Source organism: Sphingomonas adhaesiva, from assembly GCF_036946305.1.
GTDB classification, from domain to species: Bacteria; Pseudomonadota; Alphaproteobacteria; order Sphingomonadales; family Sphingomonadaceae; genus Sphingomonas; species Sphingomonas adhaesiva_B.
In genome coordinates, this window is sequence record NZ_JAQIJJ010000002.1 from 76,341 (window position 1) to 95,254 (window position 18,914).

Sequence of the window (18,914 nt, forward strand, 5' to 3'; positions counted from 1 at the left end):
TCCCTTATTGCACGCCGTGCATCCACTTGCGGATCAGCGGCGACAGCCCCAGCAGCACGACACCGATCGCCGCGGCGGCGAGGCCGATCGTCCAGAACACACCGTTATAGGTATCCAGGCTGACCTTCAGGTTGGTCACCTGCCCGCCGACCGTGTCGACGCTGGCGACCTGCGCCACCACGCCCGCGACATATTGCGCGACCGAGATCGACAGGAACCACACGCCCATCATCAGCCCGACGATGCGCGCGATCGACAGCTTGGTGATCATCGACAGCCCGACCGGCGAGATGCACAGTTCCGCCAGCGAGTGGATCAGGTACAGCCCGGCCAGCCACCAGACCGCGACCTTATAGTCCGGCCCCGCAAAGCGGCTGCCCCACACCAGGAACAGGAAGCCCGCGCCGACGCCGACCAGCGCGATCCCGAACTTGACCGGGATCGACGGCTCCTTCCCCGCCGCGGCCAGCTTCGTCCACATCGCCGCCATCACCGGCGCGAAGGCGACGATGAAGAAGGCGTTGAAGAACTGCGTCTGCCCGGCCGAGATCGAGAACAGCCCGAACACCGACAGGTCCGTGTTGCGGTCCGCGAACAGCGTCAGCGACGATCCCGCCTGCTCGAACAACGTCCAGAAGACGACGTTGAACACGATCAGCACCATCGCCGCCAGCATCATCTGGAACTCGGTGCGCGTGCCCTTCGCCCAGGACCAGGCCAGGATCGCGGGCACCCCGACCAGGAAGGTGCCGAACAGCAGCTTCCCCATCAGCGGCAGCGCCAGCACATAGCCCAGCATCCCGGCGCCCGCGACCGGCGCAGGGGCGTTCATCAGGTTGGTGAAGAGGAGATAGAACACCGGCACGCCGATCAGCGACGCGGCATAGATGCCCAGCGCGCGATCCTTCTCGCCCGGCTTCACCGGAGGCTCGCCATAGCCGGCGAGGCGCCCGCCGTCGAACTGGATCAGGATCCAGCTGAACAGCATCCCGAACGCGGCCAGCCCGAACCCTGCCCACCAGCCGATCGTGGTGGCCAGCAGCGGACACAGCAATTGCGAGAACAGCGACCCCAGGTTGATCCCCATATAGAAGATCGTGAAGCCGGTATCGCGGCGCCGGTCGCCCGGCGCGTACAGTTCACCCACCATGGTCGAGATGTTGGGCTTGAAGAAGCCGTTGCCGACCGACACCATGCACAAGGCCAGCAGCATCAGCGCGACGTAGAACGGGCTGCGGTCCGCCTCCGACTGGAACGCGCCCGGTGCCACGGTGCGCGCGGTGGCGCCCGCGGGGTCGAGCAGTGCGACGGTGCCGTCGTCGTTGCCGCGGATCGCCAGCCGCTGCGCACCGTCGATGACGTAGCGCGTCTCCACTCCGTCGCGCTGGTCGACCGCCACCTCGTAGCGCTGGCCGTCGACCACCGCATAGGGCTTTGCGGTCTGCCCCCCGAAGCAGAGCGTGAAATAGCCCAGCGCCATCAGCAGCGCGCCGAACTTCACCGCGCGCTTGGCGCCGAGATACTGGTCCGCCAGATAGCCGCCGATCAGCGGCGTCAGATAGACGAGCGCGGCGAACCCGCCGTACAGGCCGGTGGCGGCCCGGTCGCCGAACAGGAAATGCTTGGTCAGGTACAGCGTCAGCAGCGCGCGCATGCCGTAGAAGCCGAACCGCTCCCACATCTCGGTCGTGAACAGCCGCGCCAGCTGACGGGGATGGCCGAACCATGTCGCCTCGCGCGCGGGGTTGACGTGGGTGATGTCCGGCTCGCGCGGATTGTCCGCGGTTGGGGTTTCCACCATCGAAAAGGGACGCTCCTACAAACATCGCGCCACCCGATGGCGGCGCGAACTGGTTGCGGCGGAGACTAGCGACAAAGCGGGCGCTGTAAATATGGTGCGCGTCCGGCTATTTCCCGCGCGATGTTCAACGACACCTCCTCGGCCCTCGCGCTGCTCGCCTCGCGCCGCTCGGGCAAGCCGCGCGACCTGATCGCCCCCGCCCCCGACCGCGCGCAGCTGATCGAGATGATCCGGATAGCCGGGCGCACCCCCGACCACGGCAAGCTGGCGCCGTGGCGCTTCGTGATCGTCCCCGACGACCGCCGCGACGCGCTCGCCGCGCTGCTGGTCGATGCCTATCGCGCGGAACGGCCGGAGGCGAAGCGCGTCGAGCTGGACGCGATGGAGCAATTCGCGCGTCAGGCACCCGCGCTGGTCGTGGCGCTGTTCAGCCCGCGCACCGACAGCCACATCCCGATGTGGGAACAGGAGCTGTCGGCGGGGGCGGCGTGCATGAACCTGCTCCACGCGGTCCATGCGCATGGTTTCGCAGGCGGATGGCTGACCGGCTGGCCGGCATTTTCCGATCGCGTGAGGGACGCCTTCGGCGCCGCGCCGGATCGGATCGCGGGGTTCATGTTCATCGGCACGCCCAGCCGCCCGCTGGAGGAACGCCCGCGCCCCGACACGGCGACGCTGTGGAGCGAGTGGGCAGGCTGATCACCCTCACCCTTCCCACCGCCTGCGGCGGCGGGCCCCTTCCCTCTCCCGCTGGGAGAGGGAGGGAGGCGCGGAACGCGCCGGAAGGGTGAGGGCGACGTAAGCCCTACTCCGCCGCCTCCAGCGCGACGCTGTCGTCCAGCGGCTGCGTGAGCCGCGACAGCATCTCGCGCGGCACCACCTGCCACACGCTCGCCATCGTGCGCTCCCAATCCTCCAGCAGCCCGCGCGACCAGCGGCTGTCGGTCGCCACCGCATGTTCCGCGATCAGCGCGCGCAGCACTTCCTCCCAATGCGCGGAGGCGACGCGCTGCCACACGATGCTTTCCGGATTGGCGCGCCGTGCGAAGGTGCCGCTGGCGTCGTAAACGAATGCCATGCCGCCGGTCATCCCGGCGCCGAAGTTCGCGCCCACCTCGCCCAGCAGCACCGCGGTGCCACCGGTCATATATTCGCAGCCATTGGCACCGCAGCCCTCGACCACGACGGTCGCGCCCGAGTTGCGCACCGCGAACCGCTCGCCCGCCTGCCCCGCCGCGAACAATTTGCCCGAAGTGGCGCCATAGAGGACGGTGTTGCCCAGGATCGTATTATCCTGGCTGACCAGTGGCGAGGACACCGCCGGGCGCACCACGATCGTGCCCCCCGACAGCCCCTTGCCGACATAGTCGTTGGCGTCGCCGAACACCTCCAGCTTCACCCCGCGGCACAGGAAGGCGCCCAGCGACTGCCCCGCCGACCCGCGCAGCCGGATCGTGACATGCCCGTCCGCGAGCTTCGACATGCCGAACGTCCGTGTGATCTCGCTCGACAGCCGCGTGCCGACCGCGCGGTGCGTGTTGCGCACCGAATAGGTCAGCTGCATCTTCTCGCCGCGCGAGAAGACCGGGGCGGCATCCTTGATGATCTGCGCGTCGAGGCTGTCGGGCACCTCGTTGCGGAAGGTGCTGAGCGAGAAGCGCCGCTCGGCATCGGTCGCGTCGACCTTGGCGAGGATCGGGTTGAGGTCGAGGTCGTCGAGATGTTCCGCGCCGCGGCTCACCTGCCGCAGCAATTCGGTGCGCCCGATCACCTCGTCCAGCGAGCGCACGCCCAGCCGCGCCAGGATGTCGCGCACTTCCTCCGCGATGAAGGTCATCAGGTTGATGACCTTCTCCGGCGTGCCGACGAACTTGTCGCGCAGCTTCTGGTCCTGCGTGCAGACGCCGACCGGGCAGGTGTTCGAATGGCACTGGCGCACCATGATGCACCCCATCGCCACGAGGCTCAGGGTGCCGATGCCGAACTCCTCCGCGCCCAGGATCGCCGCGATCACGATGTCGCGCCCGGTCTTCAGCCCACCGTCCGCGCGCAGCTTGATCCGCCCGCGCAGGCCGTTGAGCGTCAGCACCTGGTTGACCTCGGAAAGCCCCATTTCCCACGGCGTGCCGGCATATTTGATCGAGGTCTGAGGGCTGGCCCCCGTTCCCCCGACGTGGCCGGACACGAGGATGACATCGGCATGCGCCTTCGCCACGCCCGCCGCGACCGTGCCGATCCCCGCCGAGCTGACCAGCTTCACGCACACCCGCGCACGCGGATTGATCTGCTTCAGGTCGTAGATCAGCTGCGCCAGATCCTCGATCGAATAGATGTCGTGGTGCGGCGGCGGCGAGATCAGCGTCACGCCCGGCGTCGCATGGCGCAGCTTGGCGATGAACTCGGTCACCTTGAACCCGGGCAGCTGCCCGCCCTCGCCAGGCTTGGCGCCCTGCGCGACCTTGATCTCGATCTCCTCGCAGGCGTTGAGATATTCGGCGGTGACGCCGAACCGGCCCGACGCGATCTGCTTGATGACCGAATTGGCGTTGTCGCCATTGTCATAAGGGACGTAGCGCGACTTGTCCTCGCCGCCCTCGCCCGACACGGCCTTCGCGCCGATCCGGTTCATCGCGATCGCCAGCGTCTCGTGCGCCTCGGGCGACAGCGCGCCCAGCGACATGCCCGGCGTCACGAAGCGCTTGCGGATCTCGGTGATCGCCTCGACCTGATCGACCGGCACGCCTTCGTTGGGGAAGTTGAACTGCAACAGGTCGCGCAGGTAGATCGGCGGCAAGTCCGCCACCCCGCGCGAGAATTGCAGGTAGCTGGAGTAACTGTCGGTCGCGACCGCGGTCTGCAACAGGTGCATCAGCTGCGCCGAATAGGCATGCGCCTCCCCGGTGTGGCGCTGGCGATAGAAGCCGCCGATCGGCAGCTTCGCCACGCCCGCGTCGAACGCCTCCTCGTGCCGGTCGGTCGCGTTGACGTGGAGCGAGGCATAGCCCTCGCCACTGATCTTCGCAGGCATGCCGGGGAACAGGTCGTTGACCAGCGCGCGGCTCAGCCCCACCGCCTCGAAATTATAGCCGCCGCGATAGCTGGAGATCACCGCGATCCCCATCTTGCTCAGGATCTTGAGCAGCCCTTCCTCGATCGCCTTCTTGTGGCGCTTCAGGCATTCCTCGATGCCCAGGTCGCCGAACAGCCCACGCGCCTGCCGGTCGGCGATCGCCGCCTCCGCCAGATAGGCGTTCACCGTCGTCGCCCCGACGCCGATCAGCACGGCATAATAATGCGTGTCGAGGCATTCCGCCGCGCGCACGTTGACCGAGGCATAGGAACGCAGGCCGCGCCGGACGAGATGCGTGTGCACCGCCGCCGCCGCCAGCACGCCCGGGATCGCAACGCGATCGGCCGAGATATGCTCGTCGGTCAGGAACAGCTCGCTCTTGCCCTCGCGCACCGCCTGTTCGGCCTGGTTGCGGATACGCTGGATCGCGGCGCGCAGCTTCTCCGCACCGCCACCCGCCTCGAACGTACAGTCGATATCCGCCGCGGCATTGCCGAAATACGCCTTCAGCCGCGCCCAGTCGGTCGAGGTCAGCACCGGCGAATCCAGTACCAGCACGCGCTCGCGCCGGTCCTCGGTATCGAGGATGTTGGCGAGGTTCCCGAACCGCGTCTTGAGGCTCATGACATAGCGTTCGCGTAGCGGATCGATCGGCGGGTTGGTCACCTGTGCGAAATTCTGACGGAAGAACTGGCTGATGAGCCGCGGCTTGTCGGAGATGACCGCCAGCGGCGTATCGTCCCCCATCGATCCGATCGCCTCCTTCGCCGTCTCCACCATCGGCGACAGGATCAGCTCCATGTCCTCCAGCGTCTGTCCGGCGGCGACCTGCCGCCGCGTCAGGTCGGCACGGTCGTAACGCGTCACGCTGTCGGCGGGCGCGGGCGGCAGATCGTCCATCAGCGAGAATTCGCCGATCATCGCGGCATAATCCTGCTCCGCGGCGATCCGGTCCTTCACCTCGCGGTCACGCAGCACGCGGCCCTCCAGCAGGTCGACCGCGATCATCTGCCCCGGCCCCAGCCGCCCCTTGGCGACCACGGTGCTCTCCGGCACGACGACCATCCCCGCCTCGGACCCGACGATCAGCAGGCCGTCGGCGGTCTGGGTGTAGCGCAGCGGGCGCAGCGCGTTGCGGTCGACGCCGCCCACCGCCCAGCGGCCATCGGTCATCGCCAGCGCGGCGGGGCCGTCCCACGGCTCCATCACGGAGGCGAGATACTGGTACATGGCGGCATGCGCGGGCGGCATGTCGTCGGCATAGGCCTCGGGCACCAGCATCAGCTTCGCGGTCGGCGCATCGCGCCCGGAACGGCAGATCGCCTCGAACGTCGCGTCCAGCGCCGCGGTGTCCGACGCGCCGGCCGGGATCACCGGCTTGATATCCTCCGAATGCTCGCCGAACGCGATCGACGCCATGCGAATCTCGTGGCTCAGCATCCAGTTCTTGTTGCCGCGGATCGTGTTGATCTCGCCGTTATGCGCCAGGCAGCGGAACGGCTGGGCCAGCCACCATTGCGGGAAGGTGTTGGTGGAATAACGCTGATGGAAGATCGCGACCCGGCTCTCGAAGCGCTTGTCGGTCAGGTCGGGATAGAAGACCGACAGGCTCTCCGCCAGGAACAGCCCCTTGTAGATGATCGACCGGCAGCTGAGCGAACAGACGTAGAAGCCCTGGATCTGCGCCGCGATCACGCGCTTCTCGATGCGGCGGCGGATCAGGTACAGGTTCTTCTCGAACTCCTCGACCGATGCCTCGTCGGGCATCGGCCCGGCGATCATGATCTGCTCAATCTCGGGGCGCGTCGACTGCGCCTTCAGCCCGATGACGCTGACGTCGACCGGCACCTGCCGCCAGCCGTAGATGGTATAGCCCGCCTCGATGATCGCGCTCTCCACGATCGTGCGGCACGTCTCCTGCGCGCCCAGATCGGTGCGCGGCAGGAAGATCATGCCCACCGCCAGCCGGTTGGGCAGCACCTTGTGCCCGCCCGCCGCGATCGCATCGTCGAAGAAGCGCACCGGCAGGTCGACATGGATGCCGGCGCCGTCGCCAGTCTTGCCGTCGGCATCCACCGCGCCGCGGTGCCACACCGCCTTCAGCGCGTCGATCGCGGACTGCACCACGCGGCGCGACGGCTTGCCATCGGTCGCCGCGACGAGACCGACGCCGCACGCATCGCCCTCGTAATCGGGGCGGTACATGCCGTGGGTGGCGAGATACTGGCGGGGATCGGTCATGGTATCAGCCCCTCTGACTGAAGCAGCGAAATGATGCGGCGCGTGCCGGCGATGAGATCGGGAAGGTCCCGCCAGGCCAGATTGGCGCGTTCGGCCTGTTTGGCGGGTCGAGTCGGATAATCGTGCGCCAACACGTTCCGCGTGGTGCCCAGCTCGATCCAGCGATCGGCGCTGGCGATGCCGCCCAACGCCTCAATCCGCCGGAACTGGTTTTGCGCCGATAGGCCCGCGATCGTCTCGCCGGACAGGAACAGCAGGCCGCGGAACAGCTTGCGGGAAGTCATGTCGTAGAGCTGGTCGAACATCCGCAACAATGCGTGGAGCCGTTCGCGTTCCTCGTCTTCCCACCGCATGAGCGTCGCGCCCTCAAGCGGAAACAGTGACGCCATCCGGGCGATCAGCCGCTCGGCGTGCGCAGCAAGATGCTCTGCGGCGACCGCCGCCTCCTGCGTCGCTTCCTGAACCTCGTCGCGCGTCACAGGATGATACCCTCACGACGCGCCGCACGATCGATCCAGCGCGGCGGAGCGCCCCGCGCAGCGACGACGACGTCGATCTGCTCCTCGTCGAGCGCCCTCCAGATCGAGGCGCGAAACCGTACCTCGTGATCGAGATCGGCGACCGCCGGGTCGGCTTCGACATGGAGGTCGATGTCACCCCCCCGCGCGCGCATCGTCCGTCCTGCTGCCGAACAGGCGCACGATCGCAGACGGACCAAACGCCTCCAGCGCCGCCGCCTTGATCGCGCATACCTGATCCGCGGTCAGCCTCACGCCGCCACCTTCTCCGCCCCGGCAGCCGCCTTGGCCTTCGCCTTCAGATGGTTGTGCATCGTCGCCGCCACGTCGCGCCCGTCGCGGATCGCCCACACCACCAACGACGCACCGCGCACGATGTCGCCCGCCGCGAACACGCCATCGAGGCTGGTCATCAGCGTCTTGCTGTCGACCAGCACCGTGCCCCAGCGCGTCACGCCCAGTTCCGGCGCATCCCACAAATGCGGCAGCTCCTCCGCATCGAAGCCCAGCGCCTTGATGACCAGATCGGCGGGCATATCCTCCGCCCCGCCCGGATCCACCTCCGGCGCGCGGCGGCCGCTGGCATCCGGCGCGCCCAGCCGCATCCGATTGGCGCGCACCGTCGCCACCTGTCCCTCGGCGCCGTCGAACGCTGCGGGGGCGGAGAGCCAGACGAACTCGACGCCCTCCTCCTCGGCATTGGCGACCTCGCGCTGCGATCCGGGCATGTTGGCGCGGTCGCGGCGATACAGGCATTTCACGCTCCGGGCGCCCTGGCGGATCGCGGTGCGGACGCAGTCCATCGCCGTATCGCCGCCGCCGATCACGACAACATTCTTGCCCTGTGCGTTCAGCCGGCCATCCTCGAAAGCGGGCACCGCATCGCCGAATCCCTTGCGATTGGACGCGATCAGATAGTCCAACGCGGGCACCACACCCGCCAGATCATTGCCGCCGACCTCGATCGCGCGCGCCTTGTACACGCCGGTGGCGATCAGCAGCGCGTCATGACGCCCGCGCAATGCGTCCAGCGTGGCGTCGCGACCCACCTCGAACCCCTCGTGGAAGGTAATTCCACCCTCCTTCAGCCGCTCGATCCGGCGCATCACCACCGGCTTTTCCAGCTTGAACCCGGGAATTCCATAGGTCAGCAGCCCGCCCGCGCGGTCGTGGCGGTCATAGACATGCACCTCATAGCCGTGAGCGCGCAGATATTCCGCCGCGGTCAGCCCCGCCGGACCGGCGCCGATCACCCCCACCGACTGCCCGCGCGCGGGGCCGGGCACCAGCGGCTCGACCCAGCCTTCGGCCCAGGCGGTATCGGTGATGAACTTCTCGACCGACCCGATCGTCACCGCGCCATGGCCGGTGAACTCGATCACGCAATTGCCCTCGCACAGCCGGTCCTGCGGGCAGATACGGCCGCAGATCTCGGGCATGGTCGAGGTGGCGTTGGACAGCTCATACGCCTCGCGCAGCCGCCCCTCCGCGGTCAGCCGCAGCCAGTCGGGGATATGGTTGTGCAGCGGGCAATGCACCGAGCAATAAGGCACGCCGCATTGCGAGCATCGCCCCGCCTGATCCTCCGCCGCGACCACCGCATAGCGTTCCGCGATCTCGCGAAAGTCCTCGGCACGATCCCCGGCCGCCCGCTTGGCGGGATAGGATTGCGCGCGATCAACGAACTTCAGCATGTCAGCCATCGTGGTCCTCCAAGGCCCACGTCTCACACATGGCACCCCGTGTCACGCAGATTCAAGCAGATGAGTAAGTCTTGCTGACCTACTTAATCGTCAGATATCGTGCTTTCTAGCTTGATGAGAATTGATCGCAGTAATATAGGTCCGGTTTAATCCTCAATGCAGCGCAAGAAGGGCCAGAGCGATCGTTCCGGCAACGATTCGATACCATGCGAAGGGTGCGAAGCCATGCCGCGTGACGATCGCCATGAACCAGCGGATCACCGCCAGTGCGACGATGAAGGACACCACGAATCCGATCGCGATTGCGGAGAAATGCGCATTGCCCAGATCGTGGCGGCTCTTCCACAAGGCCAGCGTGGTCGCGCCCAGCATCGTCGGGATGGCGAGGAAGAAGCTGTATTCCGCCGCCGTCTCCTGATCGATACGCATCGCCCGCGCGCCCATGATCGTCGCACCCGAGCGGCTGACGCCCGGGATCATCGACAGGCATTGCACCACGCCGATCCCCAGCGCGACGCGCCACCCCATCGCCTCCACCGACGTCTTCTCCGCCGGCGGGATCGTCCGCTCGATGAACAGGATCGCGATCCCGCCGACGATCAGCGCCACCGCGACCACGAACGGCCCGGTCCCCGGCGCCTCCAGCAGCGCACGGATCGCGGAATAGGCGATCATGCCGACGACCGCCGAGGGCAGGAACCCCAGCAGGATGTTGCGCGTGAAGCGCAGCGCGGCGGGGTCGCGTCGCAACAGCCCCTCGCCCACGCGCACGAACCGCCGCCAGAACAGCACGATCACCGCCAGGATCGCGCCCAGCTGGATCACGATATCGAACGTCGCATCCGCTTCCTTCAGCCCCAGCAGCGCGCCCGCCAGCACCAGATGCCCGGTCGAGGAGACGGGGAGGAACTCGGTCACCCCCTCGACGATGCCCAGCAGGACGATGGTCAGAAGATCGTTCACAAGGGGCCTTTCGACGAGGGGATGGGCGTTCAGCCGCGCGCGTGCTGGATCAACCCGAAGCGGCCGGCGCGGCGATAGCGCACCAGCCAGCCCGGCGCGACCGCGTCCAGCGGGGTCTGCGTCACGCCCAGCGCGGACAGCCCCTCGACCTGCGACGACACCACCGAATCATGCCCCAGCATCTTCCACTGGTCGGCGGAGATCGGCGTCCCCGGCAGCGACGCGAGCAGTCCACCCAGCGCATCGGGCAGCGGCAGCAGCCGCGGGGTGCGGCCGATGTGCTGCGCGATCCGCTCGTGCAGCTCCTGCATCGTCAGCACCTCCGGCCCTCCCAGCTCGAACGTGCGGCCGCCGAACGCCGCCTCGTCGCCCAGCGCCGCGACCGCGGCCTGCGCCACGTCGCCGACATAGACCGGCTGGAAACCGCGCCGTCGCGCGCAACACCGGCACCACCGGCAGCGCCGCGATCATCCCGGCGAAGCGGTTGATGAACTGATCCTCGCGCCCGAAGACGGTGGAGGGGCGCAGGATCGTGGCATGCGGCGCGGCGGCGCGCACCGCACCCTCGCCCGCGCCCTTGGTCCGCGCATAGAGCGAATCGCCGTTCACGTCGGCGCCGATCGCGGAGACATGGACCAGCGCGGCACCCTCGTCGGTGGCTGCCTCCGCGATCGCGCGCGCGCCGTCGACATGGATGCGGTGCAGGTTGCCGTCGAACACGCCGACCAGGTTCACGACCGCGGCGGCGCCCTGGACGGCGCGCGCGATCGTCGCAGGCCGCGTCACGTCGGCCGCGACGAACTGCGTCTGCCCCAACCCGCCCAGCGGTTTCAGAAAGAACGCCTGCCGCGGATCGCGCTGCGCCACGCGCACGCGTGCCCCGGCCTTAAGCAGCGCCTGCGCGATATACCGCCCCAGGAACCCGCCGCCCCCCGATCAGCGTCACCAGCTTGCCGTCCATCGTCCTTCACCCGCAGCCTTGAGCCTGCACGCGCCTTGCCCGCCCCGCCCCGCGAAGACAAGGCTTGCGGGGCACCGGCAGGACGGCGGCGCCCGCTGCCGAACGCGCGACACGAAAAAAGAGGTGTTGACAGCCCCGCCACCCGCCCCCTAGAGGCGCCGGCCTACCCCGTGCCCAGATGGCGGAATTGGTAGACGCACCAGCTTCAGGTGCTGGCGATCGCAAGGTCGTGGAGGTTCGAGTCCTCTTCTGGGCACCATTCACCCTAGGCTACTGAAAAGCCTAGGAAATAGCTGAGAAACGACGGTTTTTACAGGCGGCTGTTACAGATGTAACAGGGGCTGAAAGCCATGTGTACCTATCTCGCTAAGCGCGGTTCGACTTACTATTTTCGACGGGCAATCCCCGTTGAGCTACGGCCTGCCCTTGGGGGTCGGGCTGAGTTCATGCTGTCGCTACGGTCCAAGGATCGGGCAGAGGCCAAGCTCCGCATCCCTGCTCACACTGTCGAGACGGACAAGCTGCTAGCCGATGCTGCCCGGTCCCTAGCTGGCAAGCCTGCCCCTAGGCCGAAAGCTCCCCGGTCCCCTGCTCAGATCGAGCGGGAGCGGACCCGATGGGAACAGGAGCAGGAGCAAGCGGACTATGTAGCCGATGAGCTATTCGCCACGGACATGGAGGCTGAGGCCCTGTCCCCGATTATGGATGCCCTGAGCGCCGGTAAGGAACCTGAGGGATCGCTAGCCGACATAGCTAGGGCTGGCAGGCTGCTAGTGGAGCATGAGCGGGAGACAGCCGGGGCAGATCGGGAAGCCCTGATAAACTCTCTTCATGCTCGGTTCGGCCAGAATGCCCGCGCATCGGAAAGCCGAAATCAGGCCGTTGAGTACAGCGACGATGCCAGCGCCAATGAGGGCAAGGGCAAATACTTAGATACAGATATCCTCGACGGGTGGGCCGCTGAGCGTAAGCCGTCGCCCCGTGGCAAGGATGCCTACTGGCGGGATGCCAAGCTGTTCAATTCCATGATGGGCCGTAAGTCCGTCGAGCTAATCACCAAGGCCGATGTGATGGCCTACAAGCGCAAGCTGATAGCGGACCCTGCCCGGTCACAGGTGAATGTGCGGGATCGACTGGCCTACCTGCGGACCCTGCTAGAGTGGGCAGCGCAAGAGGATATCGTACCCGTCAACGTTGCCCGTGATGTGAAGATGGCCGTCACGGAGCGGGGAGAGAAGCGTAAGGACTTCTCTACCGATGACCTCAATGCCCTGTTTGCTGGCCCGGTTCATGCCAAGGGCGAACGGCCCAAGGGCGGATATGGGGAGGCTGTCTATTGGCTGCCCCTGATAGCCCTGTTCATGGGTGCGCGTCGGGAAGAGATAGGCCAGCTACGGGTGCAGGACGTGAAGCCCGTTGCCTACATAGACGCTGACGATAACCGGCAAGAGGTATGGTGTATCGACATTACAGATACGCCAGATGATGACGCCTTACCTAATCAGATCAAGAATGAGGCAAGCAATAGGCTTGTCCCGCTGCATCCCAAGCTAATCGAGCTAGGGTTTATCGACTATGTGCAAAAGCTGCCGGATCAGACTGGCCGCGTATTCCCCGGCTTGAAGGCCGTAGGCATTGGCAAGAAACTAACCGACAAGGTAGGCCAGTGGTTCAGCCGCTATAAGCAGGATTGCGGGATTGAGGATAAGGCCAAGGTCTTCCACTCATTCCGCCATACATGGAAAACCCACGCTGTAGATGCCGGTATCCCTGAGCGGGTATGCCGACAGTTCCAAGGGCATGAAGGTAAAGACGCTGCGGACAAGTACGGGGCTGCTCCATCTATGAGGGTAATGGTAGCGGCTATTGCATCTTATCGGGTGCCGGGACTGGTCATTCCCAAGCCTTGAACGAACCGGACATACAGATACCCATTCCTGCCCCAGAGAAGCCCGTCAGGACTCATTCGGGATCGGTCGGGTTCTGTAGGCCGGGATGAGCTATCGCCTCTCAGCGACTCTCCTAGGCCGGTTCTCAGGCATTCGGCCCGAGCGGTACGCCAGCCTCACGGCGGGCAGCTTCCCCGGTCGGGGTCACTCGGTATCCCGTGCCGGTCGCTGAATAGCCCACGTCCCCTATCGGGGTGCCATTGGATCGACGGGCTGCATCCCCGGTCAATCCTACCCGGATGCCGGTCACGTCCTGCCCGCCCTTGTAGGGATCATAGCCGGTCATGCTCTGCCCCGTCTGAGGGCCGCTAGGAGCCTGATTGACGAGGGTATAGCCGGTCGGACCCTGTACCCACTGCGGACGCGTTGCCGGTGCCTGAGCGGGCGCGCTGGGAGCCTGAGTGGCGGGAGCCGGGAGGCCATTGAAGCCGAATGAGCTATTGGCCGTCTGGCCCGGTGCGAGCGTAGCGGCGTCGGGAACGTCAGGCGTTTCGGCAAAGGCTTCGGACGTGCTGCCTAGCGCATCCTCAATCGTCCAATTGGCTGCATCGGCCTCGGTCACTTCGCCCTTGCTGATAGCCAATGCCTTGGCATCCTCAAGGATCATGGGAGCCAAGCTATCAAGGTGACTGTCATCACCGCTGTTATTGTAGTCAGTCAGCGCCTTGTCATACAGCGCAACGGTAGCATCATCGCTATTGTGGATCAGATCAACTGCAAGATGCAGCGTATTCCCCATAGCAGGGACACGGGCAATGAAGCCATCAATAGCATTCTTGTAAGCGATATTAGCAGGATAGCCTTTAGCCAATTCATCCTGAGCTTGCTTCTGTACAGTGCGAGGATTGTGACCATGTACAGCGATCAGGGATAGAGCTGCCTTGACCTTGATAGCCTGACGGGGAGTTAGTGCGGTCATGTGTTTTCTTTCAGCATATCGAGAATGTGTGGCCTTGCCGGTTTGGTTGAGGGGATCGGATCAACATCGCCTAGGGTCGGGATAGGCGGAATAATCCCCTTACGGATGGCGGCGGCGAGGTATTGGAAGGCAAACTTGCAATCATTGGCCCTGAGGTACGGACGGCCAGCAGCGTCCCAGAGCGCGTGAATGTCCCCGGCCATGCGACGGGCTATGCCTTGAGCATCCTGTGGCAGGTCGTAGATTGCAGGCGTTACGGGATTGTCAGAGAGACTAGGCCAGCCTGCTTCATGCTCAGCAGCAGCCCTTGTCAGCAGCACGGATAGGTTAGCAGCCTCAACGGGGATGAAGGCGGAAGCTAAGGCCCTGCCCGCATCCTTCATCAGCCATACCGATACTGCGGTCCATTCTACATGAGCCTTGGCAGCATGGGCATAGGAGCCTGCCCGGTTCATCAGATCATCTAGCGTTGTAGGGATCAAACGAACCTTGGGTACATAGTCGGGGCGGGATGGCTTAGGTGCCGCTCCCGTTCCCCAGTCATGCAGATCAGGCATTAGATACGGCCAAAGCCTTCTCCAACATATCCACGCTGCTTAGCTCGCAAGTAGATATCCATAGCCTCGGCAGGCTTACCGGGGGCAAGGGCCATGATGCTAGCGGGAATAGCATGGGGCTTCTGCGTTAGCAGATACTCATAGGCATCATCATCCAGCGCAGCAAAGCCATCGCATTTATGCTGCTTCGGCAGACTAGCCTTGGCCTGCATGTCCCAAGTATCTTTCATATACTTGATCGTGAAAGCGGTACGCAGCAGATTATCACCCGGCTCTACCTCAACGCGGATATCAGAGAAGCGGGCAAGCCGTAGATTGCGGGCCTCTACTTGTTCGTCAGCGAGGGCAGTAGCGAAGCGATCCTTGGCATCCTTCAATGCCCGGTCAATCTCATTGGCCTTATCGATAGCAGGCTTACCGACTAGATCGATAGTCGAGTTTACCTTGAGCAAGTCAGCACTGAGGGTTTCAATCTCGATGGCGATAGCAGCAAGGGTGTCTTTGTTGGTGGTCATGGCTTTTCCTTGAAAAGATTTGGGTGATTATCGACGGGGGGCAAAGGCACCAACGCCTCGCTTCTCATCACGGTAATTGTGGATCGTGCCGGTATCGGCATCAGCAGCGGCCATCAGCTTAGCAATGGACGGACGGCCAGCGGGCTTACGCTCTGCATAATCAGGAAGCGGGACGCCAAGCACATCAAGAGCTAGGCGGAAGCCGGAACGGATACGGCCATCTACTCCCTCGACATGACTTGCAACGCGAGGATCATATAGGCGACTAAGGTCAATAGACGTGGTGGTCATGGATAATCCTTCGATTTAATGGAGTAACTTTGTCAAAACTTACAGAGAGATGCCCCGCTTACGGATAAGCAAACGGGAAAAGGCAATTTGTGATTACGGGAAGGGTACGCCTGCTACCTACCGACAAGGGCAATGCTATAGGTAGCAGGCTGGCATTGCTCAGGGCCGATGGGCATTGGATTGATGAGCAATGCGTATAGGTGAGGATCATTCCTCAGATAGGCTCAGGCAGATACGCAGCTGCTGTTCCAGAAAGCATGACCGTAAAAGAGAACAGTAGCCACTCTGAGCCTATCGGAAGAATGATGATCGCGTGTGTGGCATTCACGGTATCAAGCCGTAGAGTACCAAGGATACATACTGCTATAGTATGATCGTTAGATTTGAGAGATGTAGCTGTATCCCGTGGTCCCCCCGGACAGATAGATAATCGGATTGAGTAAATCCGTTCTGTCACTATGGAGAAGCACATACAGCAGCATGATCGTTGAGTTTGATTAGCGCAGCTTGTATTGCCCGTGGTCCGATACCGCATGCCATCCTGTTAAGATGGCACACCCCGTCGCTCTTAAGCTAAGCCTTACGGCTCTGTGGTATCTACAGTTACGTACTGTCAGACGTGCCCCCGGCCTAAACGGGAACTGGCGATGATGAATGGTGATTTGCCTAACGGTAACGAAAAGGCGGTGAGGGTATCTCTGCCATACGGTAACGAATTTACCGGGTAAATTGGCGGGAGGTTTCCCATGCTATACGGTAGTGAAATGCCGTCAGACTTATGGCGCAACATAGGCCAGCCTCTCACAGCCCCGTACAGAGCCATTCGGGTATCCCGGCTAGGTCGATGCCCTGAGCCTCCCATATCGACTCCTGTGGCCGTCTCTGTCCGATCTAGCGGGCCTCCAATCGAGCAAGGGCCTTGTGCAGGCTGGCGGGATGCCACTTGCCCCCGGCTGGCGAAGGGATCGCGCGGCTATTCAGGGCCTCGACCATCTTGCGAACCGATAGCCCCTCAGCCTTCAAGGCCAGGAGGTCAGCAGCGATAGGCTCTAGCCGGTCCATAGCCTCAGCCTGATTGCGGGCAGCTAGTACCTTGCCATGCTTGCCTAGCTCGGTCCCCCGATCCTTGGCAGCGGCTAGCGCGGCCTTGGTCCGTTGGCTGATTACCTCAGCCTCCTTCTCTGCCAGTGCGGCGAATAGGTGTAGCTGGAAGCGATCAGCGTTCGGCATATCAGCGACGGCGAACTCTACGCCCGTCTCCATCAGCCCCGATATGAAATGGACATTGCGGGCAAGCCTATCGAGCTTGGCAATAATCAGGCCAGCCTTCTCCCGCTTGGCTGTGGCGAGGGCAGCGACAAGCTCAGGCCGCTTGGACAGGGCATTAGCTCCCTTGCCCGTCTCAACCTCGATATGCTCCCCGATCAGGTCAACGCCATTGGCAGCAACGTATCGGGCCACTGCCTCCCGCTGAGCCTCTAGCCCTAGGCCGCTCTTGCCCTGCTTATCCGTGCTAACGCGGAGGTAGGCGACAGCCTTGGTCATCTTGCGAAGGTTCATAACGGCCAGTCCTGTTCACGGGTCAACGAACGTATACCCATGAACAGTTAGGAGGGCAAGCCGTTCCCGCTGCCATCGTCATCGATCTAGCTGGGATGGAGCTTGGCTGTAATGACACGCTAGGCAGGGATGGAGAACCACGCGCGATAATGCAGGTCGGGCAGGCGTGTCATAATCGCAGGTCCGGGCAGGCCGGGTATACGGGGGAAAGACCGCTCCCTCCGCTTTGATCTACCCTCTCGCATATCTCTAGCAATTTCAGGCCGTAGGCGGTTCGCCACCTTTGCCCTTTTTCGGCAGTATCCTCGGGGCTTGAGCGTAAAGCCGATCAATCAGGTAATACAGCCCGTGAAGAGTAGTGACGAGCATACTAGAGACGATCATAGAGTATGCCACGATAGGCACCGCCTTAATCCACCTAACGTCGATACTCGTCTGCATTCTGTCATTTGCCTTTGTCCAAAGGCTGCTAGCCCACGGCGCGAACGTAGGTGCAATCAATGTAATCAATATGGACAATACAGCGACCAGAAGGGCCAATGCCGAAAGATAGCCGAATAATGCACAGACATATTCTCTCCGGCTAAGCTCTTCCTTTTCGCCTGTATCACCGGGGGCTAAGACCTTGCCCTTCTTGATCGGAGAGTCGAGGTCGCCAAGAGCCGACGCGAAGGTAGCGACAGCAAGGAGAGCAGCTATATAAAAGCCCGCCAATACGGAGGCGAAGGTCCCTAGCTTATCCACAAGGCCGCTAGGACCAAAGAAATTAAGGCTGTCGAAAAATGCGAACGGTGCACCGATTGCCAGTGCTATAACGACTGTTGCCAATCCATCCCTGAGAAACAGCGGCCAGCCACGCTCGGTGGTCAGCCGTAGATACAAGAATGGGAACGAGATGATGTTCACTGTATAGCCTCAGGGCGCATTAGGTCTATGCACCTATCAATCACCTCGTCTTGCAGTTCGACGCTGCAAGGGGACAATTCATTCTTAAGTAGAATCTCGTCTGACTTCACGAACAATATCTCTTTTGCCTCCTGTTCACGCTCTAGGGCGATCGTCTTGGACCGCTTGTTGCCTAGATCGATCTCGATGTTAAAATCCTCCTAGCCATCGGCTCTAGCCTCGGCTACAAGGGCTGTAACTTTATCCTGCCAGTCATCAGCTTCAATTTTGCCTTTGACCTTCAAGCGCATAACGTCATTCATCGGCTCCCAAAGGCCATCGGCGTCAACATATTTCGCCGGCGCTGGTTTGATGAAGGTGATGAAATCGATCTTGCCTTGTTTAAGGGCATTGCCAATAGTTTCGGACTTAATTCCTTCAGCCTTAACTATCGTCCTCGTTTGCACTGTCTTTATCTTACGTTTTCCGACCTCATAGTCGTATAGATAATCATTCAGCGTTTGAGCTATGATCTGTTGGACATACGATATGTTGATGCCCGGTATCTCCTCAAGGTTCGCGTCGTAACGACCTTCTTCGATAGCTCTTGTGCTTATGACCAGGTGAGCGGAGACAGACTGCTCCTCTCCATCCTCCTTTTCAGCCTGCCTCACTGTTAAGCCGCCATCGCCTCGTTTCCTATAAATAGGATCGGCGGCGTCTGGGCTTCCTCGGTGGAATAGCAGAGCCAAAACTTCGCGCTCAGGGAAGTGCTGAACCTTGATAAGCTCAATCACGTCCTTGTTTCTCATGGTGATGAGCGCAGTTCCCGCCGCCCGCTTCTTCTCAAGAGCATCAAGCACACTGTACTCACCATCGTCTGCGAACAGCGGGAGCGTAGGCGCAGCCTTATGAGCCGGTCGGAACACAAGGTGGTAGCGTCGAACAAACCGTGAGAACTTTTCAAGGAACATGCGCGTC

The 18,914-nt window shown here is 63.1% G+C and carries 14 protein-coding genes, 1 tRNA gene and 2 pseudogenes; 4 read left to right on the top strand and 13 right to left on the bottom strand.

All coding sequences use genetic code 11. The annotated features are described in order from the left end of the window. Positions 1-4: 4 nt before the first annotated feature. The gene (locus PGN14_RS00500) at positions 5-1,801 is read right to left on the bottom strand and encodes a peptide MFS transporter (RefSeq protein ID WP_335297446.1); all 1,797 of its coding nucleotides are present in this window, start codon (positions 1,799-1,801) and stop codon (positions 5-7) included. Between the two features lie 120 nt (positions 1,802-1,921). Between PGN14_RS00500 and PGN14_RS00505 the strand changes: the two genes are divergently transcribed. Beyond that, on the top strand, positions 1,922-2,500 hold the full coding sequence (locus PGN14_RS00505) for a nitroreductase family protein (RefSeq protein WP_335297447.1): 579 nt from the start codon (positions 1,922-1,924) through the stop codon (positions 2,498-2,500). A gap of 106 nt (positions 2,501-2,606) precedes the next feature. Here PGN14_RS00505 and gltB read toward each other — a convergent pair whose 3' ends face one another. The 6 genes and pseudogenes from gltB to PGN14_RS00535 all read right to left on the bottom strand — a co-directional run bounded on the left by gltB (position 2,607) and on the right by PGN14_RS00535 (position 11,257). Continuing rightward, positions 2,607-7,112, bottom strand: a complete 4,506-nt coding sequence (gltB, locus tag PGN14_RS00510; protein WP_335297448.1) for a glutamate synthase large subunit — start codon at positions 7,110-7,112, stop codon at positions 2,607-2,609. After that, on the bottom strand, positions 7,109-7,591 hold the full coding sequence (locus PGN14_RS00515) for a hypothetical protein (RefSeq protein WP_335297450.1): 483 nt from the start codon (positions 7,589-7,591) through the stop codon (positions 7,109-7,111). Before PGN14_RS00515 ends, gltB begins: the two co-directional genes overlap by 4 nt. Then, on the bottom strand, positions 7,588-7,785 hold the full coding sequence (locus PGN14_RS00520) for a hypothetical protein (RefSeq protein WP_335297451.1): 198 nt from the start codon (positions 7,783-7,785) through the stop codon (positions 7,588-7,590). The genes PGN14_RS00515 and PGN14_RS00520 overlap by 4 nt, the downstream gene beginning before the upstream one ends. A 96-nt stretch (positions 7,786-7,881) precedes the next feature. Continuing rightward, positions 7,882-9,333 (bottom strand): NAD(P)-dependent oxidoreductase, encoded by a 1,452-nt coding sequence (locus tag PGN14_RS00525; RefSeq protein ID WP_335297453.1) that lies wholly within the window; start codon positions 9,331-9,333, stop codon positions 7,882-7,884. A 153-nt stretch (positions 9,334-9,486) separates the two neighbouring features. After that, entirely contained in the window at positions 9,487-10,296 is an 810-nt protein-coding gene (locus PGN14_RS00530; protein ID WP_335297455.1) for an undecaprenyl-diphosphate phosphatase, read from the bottom strand. Between the two features lie 29 nt (positions 10,297-10,325). Beyond that, positions 10,326-11,257, bottom strand: a pseudogene (locus PGN14_RS00535) (complex I NDUFA9 subunit family protein). Between the two features lie 172 nt (positions 11,258-11,429). On the opposite strand from PGN14_RS00535, the gene PGN14_RS00540 reads away from it, so the two are divergent. The 3 genes and pseudogenes from PGN14_RS00540 (at position 11,430) to PGN14_RS00545 (ending at position 13,167) form a co-directional block, all read left to right on the top strand. Continuing rightward, positions 11,430-11,516, top strand: a tRNA-Leu gene (locus PGN14_RS00540). Positions 11,517-11,607: 91 nt separating this feature from the next. Beyond that, positions 11,608-11,781 (top strand): annotated as a pseudogene (locus PGN14_RS16810) (DUF6538 domain-containing protein); the annotation flags it as partial. Between the two features lie 249 nt (positions 11,782-12,030). After that, positions 12,031-13,167 (top strand): site-specific integrase, encoded by a 1,137-nt coding sequence (locus tag PGN14_RS00545; RefSeq protein ID WP_335297457.1) that lies wholly within the window; start codon positions 12,031-12,033, stop codon positions 13,165-13,167. A gap of 124 nt (positions 13,168-13,291) precedes the next feature. On the opposite strand, the gene PGN14_RS00550 is transcribed toward PGN14_RS00545, so the two are convergent. The 6 genes from PGN14_RS00550 to PGN14_RS00575 all read right to left on the bottom strand — a co-directional run bounded on the left by PGN14_RS00550 (position 13,292) and on the right by PGN14_RS00575 (position 18,907). After that, positions 13,292-14,125, bottom strand: a complete 834-nt coding sequence (locus PGN14_RS00550) for a hypothetical protein (RefSeq protein WP_335297458.1) — start codon at positions 14,123-14,125, stop codon at positions 13,292-13,294. Beyond that, a complete protein-coding gene (locus tag PGN14_RS00555) occupies positions 14,122-14,682 on the bottom strand; it encodes a hypothetical protein (protein WP_335297459.1) in 561 nt (186 codons plus the stop codon). The genes PGN14_RS00550 and PGN14_RS00555 overlap by 4 nt, the downstream gene beginning before the upstream one ends. Continuing rightward, positions 14,682-15,197: a hypothetical protein gene (locus PGN14_RS00560; protein ID WP_335297460.1), complete on the bottom strand. Its 516-nt coding sequence runs from the start codon at positions 15,195-15,197 to the stop codon at positions 14,682-14,684. The genes PGN14_RS00555 and PGN14_RS00560 overlap by 1 nt, the downstream gene beginning before the upstream one ends. A 1,182-nt stretch (positions 15,198-16,379) precedes the next feature. Next, positions 16,380-17,033 (bottom strand): recombinase family protein, encoded by a 654-nt coding sequence (locus PGN14_RS00565; protein WP_288456853.1) that lies wholly within the window; start codon positions 17,031-17,033, stop codon positions 16,380-16,382. A 273-nt stretch (positions 17,034-17,306) separates the two neighbouring features. Continuing rightward, positions 17,307-17,954, bottom strand: coding sequence for a hypothetical protein (locus tag PGN14_RS00570; protein ID WP_335297461.1), 648 nt, complete (start codon positions 17,952-17,954; stop codon positions 17,307-17,309). Positions 17,955-18,154: 200 nt separating this feature from the next. After that, positions 18,155-18,907, bottom strand: coding sequence for a hypothetical protein (locus tag PGN14_RS00575; protein ID WP_335297462.1), 753 nt, complete (start codon positions 18,905-18,907; stop codon positions 18,155-18,157). Positions 18,908-18,914: the final 7 nt, after the last annotated feature.

What these genes read in the sequence shown, in the direction of transcription:
- PGN14_RS00500 (WP_335297446.1), bottom strand. Translation starts at nt 1,801, where the DNA reads ATGGTGGAAACCCCAACCGCGGACAATCCGCGCGAGCCGGACATCACC.
- PGN14_RS00505 (WP_335297447.1), top strand. Translation starts at nt 1,922, where the DNA reads ATGTTCAACGACACCTCCTCGGCCCTCGCGCTGCTCGCCTCGCGCCGC.
- gltB (WP_335297448.1), bottom strand. Translation starts at nt 7,112, where the DNA reads ATGACCGATCCCCGCCAGTATCTCGCCACCCACGGCATGTACCGCCCC.
- PGN14_RS00520 (WP_335297451.1), bottom strand. Translation starts at nt 7,785, where the DNA reads ATGCGCGCGCGGGGGGGTGACATCGACCTCCATGTCGAAGCCGACCCG.
- PGN14_RS00525 (WP_335297453.1), bottom strand. Translation starts at nt 9,333, where the DNA reads ATGGCTGACATGCTGAAGTTCGTTGATCGCGCGCAATCCTATCCCGCC.
- PGN14_RS00550 (WP_335297458.1), bottom strand. Translation starts at nt 14,125, where the DNA reads ATGACCGCACTAACTCCCCGTCAGGCTATCAAGGTCAAGGCAGCTCTA.
- PGN14_RS00555 (WP_335297459.1), bottom strand. Translation starts at nt 14,682, where the DNA reads ATGCCTGATCTGCATGACTGGGGAACGGGAGCGGCACCTAAGCCATCC.
- PGN14_RS00560 (WP_335297460.1), bottom strand. Translation starts at nt 15,197, where the DNA reads ATGACCACCAACAAAGACACCCTTGCTGCTATCGCCATCGAGATTGAA.
- PGN14_RS00565 (WP_288456853.1), bottom strand. Translation starts at nt 17,033, where the DNA reads ATGACCAAGGCTGTCGCCTACCTCCGCGTTAGCACGGATAAGCAGGGC.
- PGN14_RS00575 (WP_335297462.1), bottom strand. Translation starts at nt 18,907, where the DNA reads ATGTTCCTTGAAAAGTTCTCACGGTTTGTTCGACGCTACCACCTTGTG.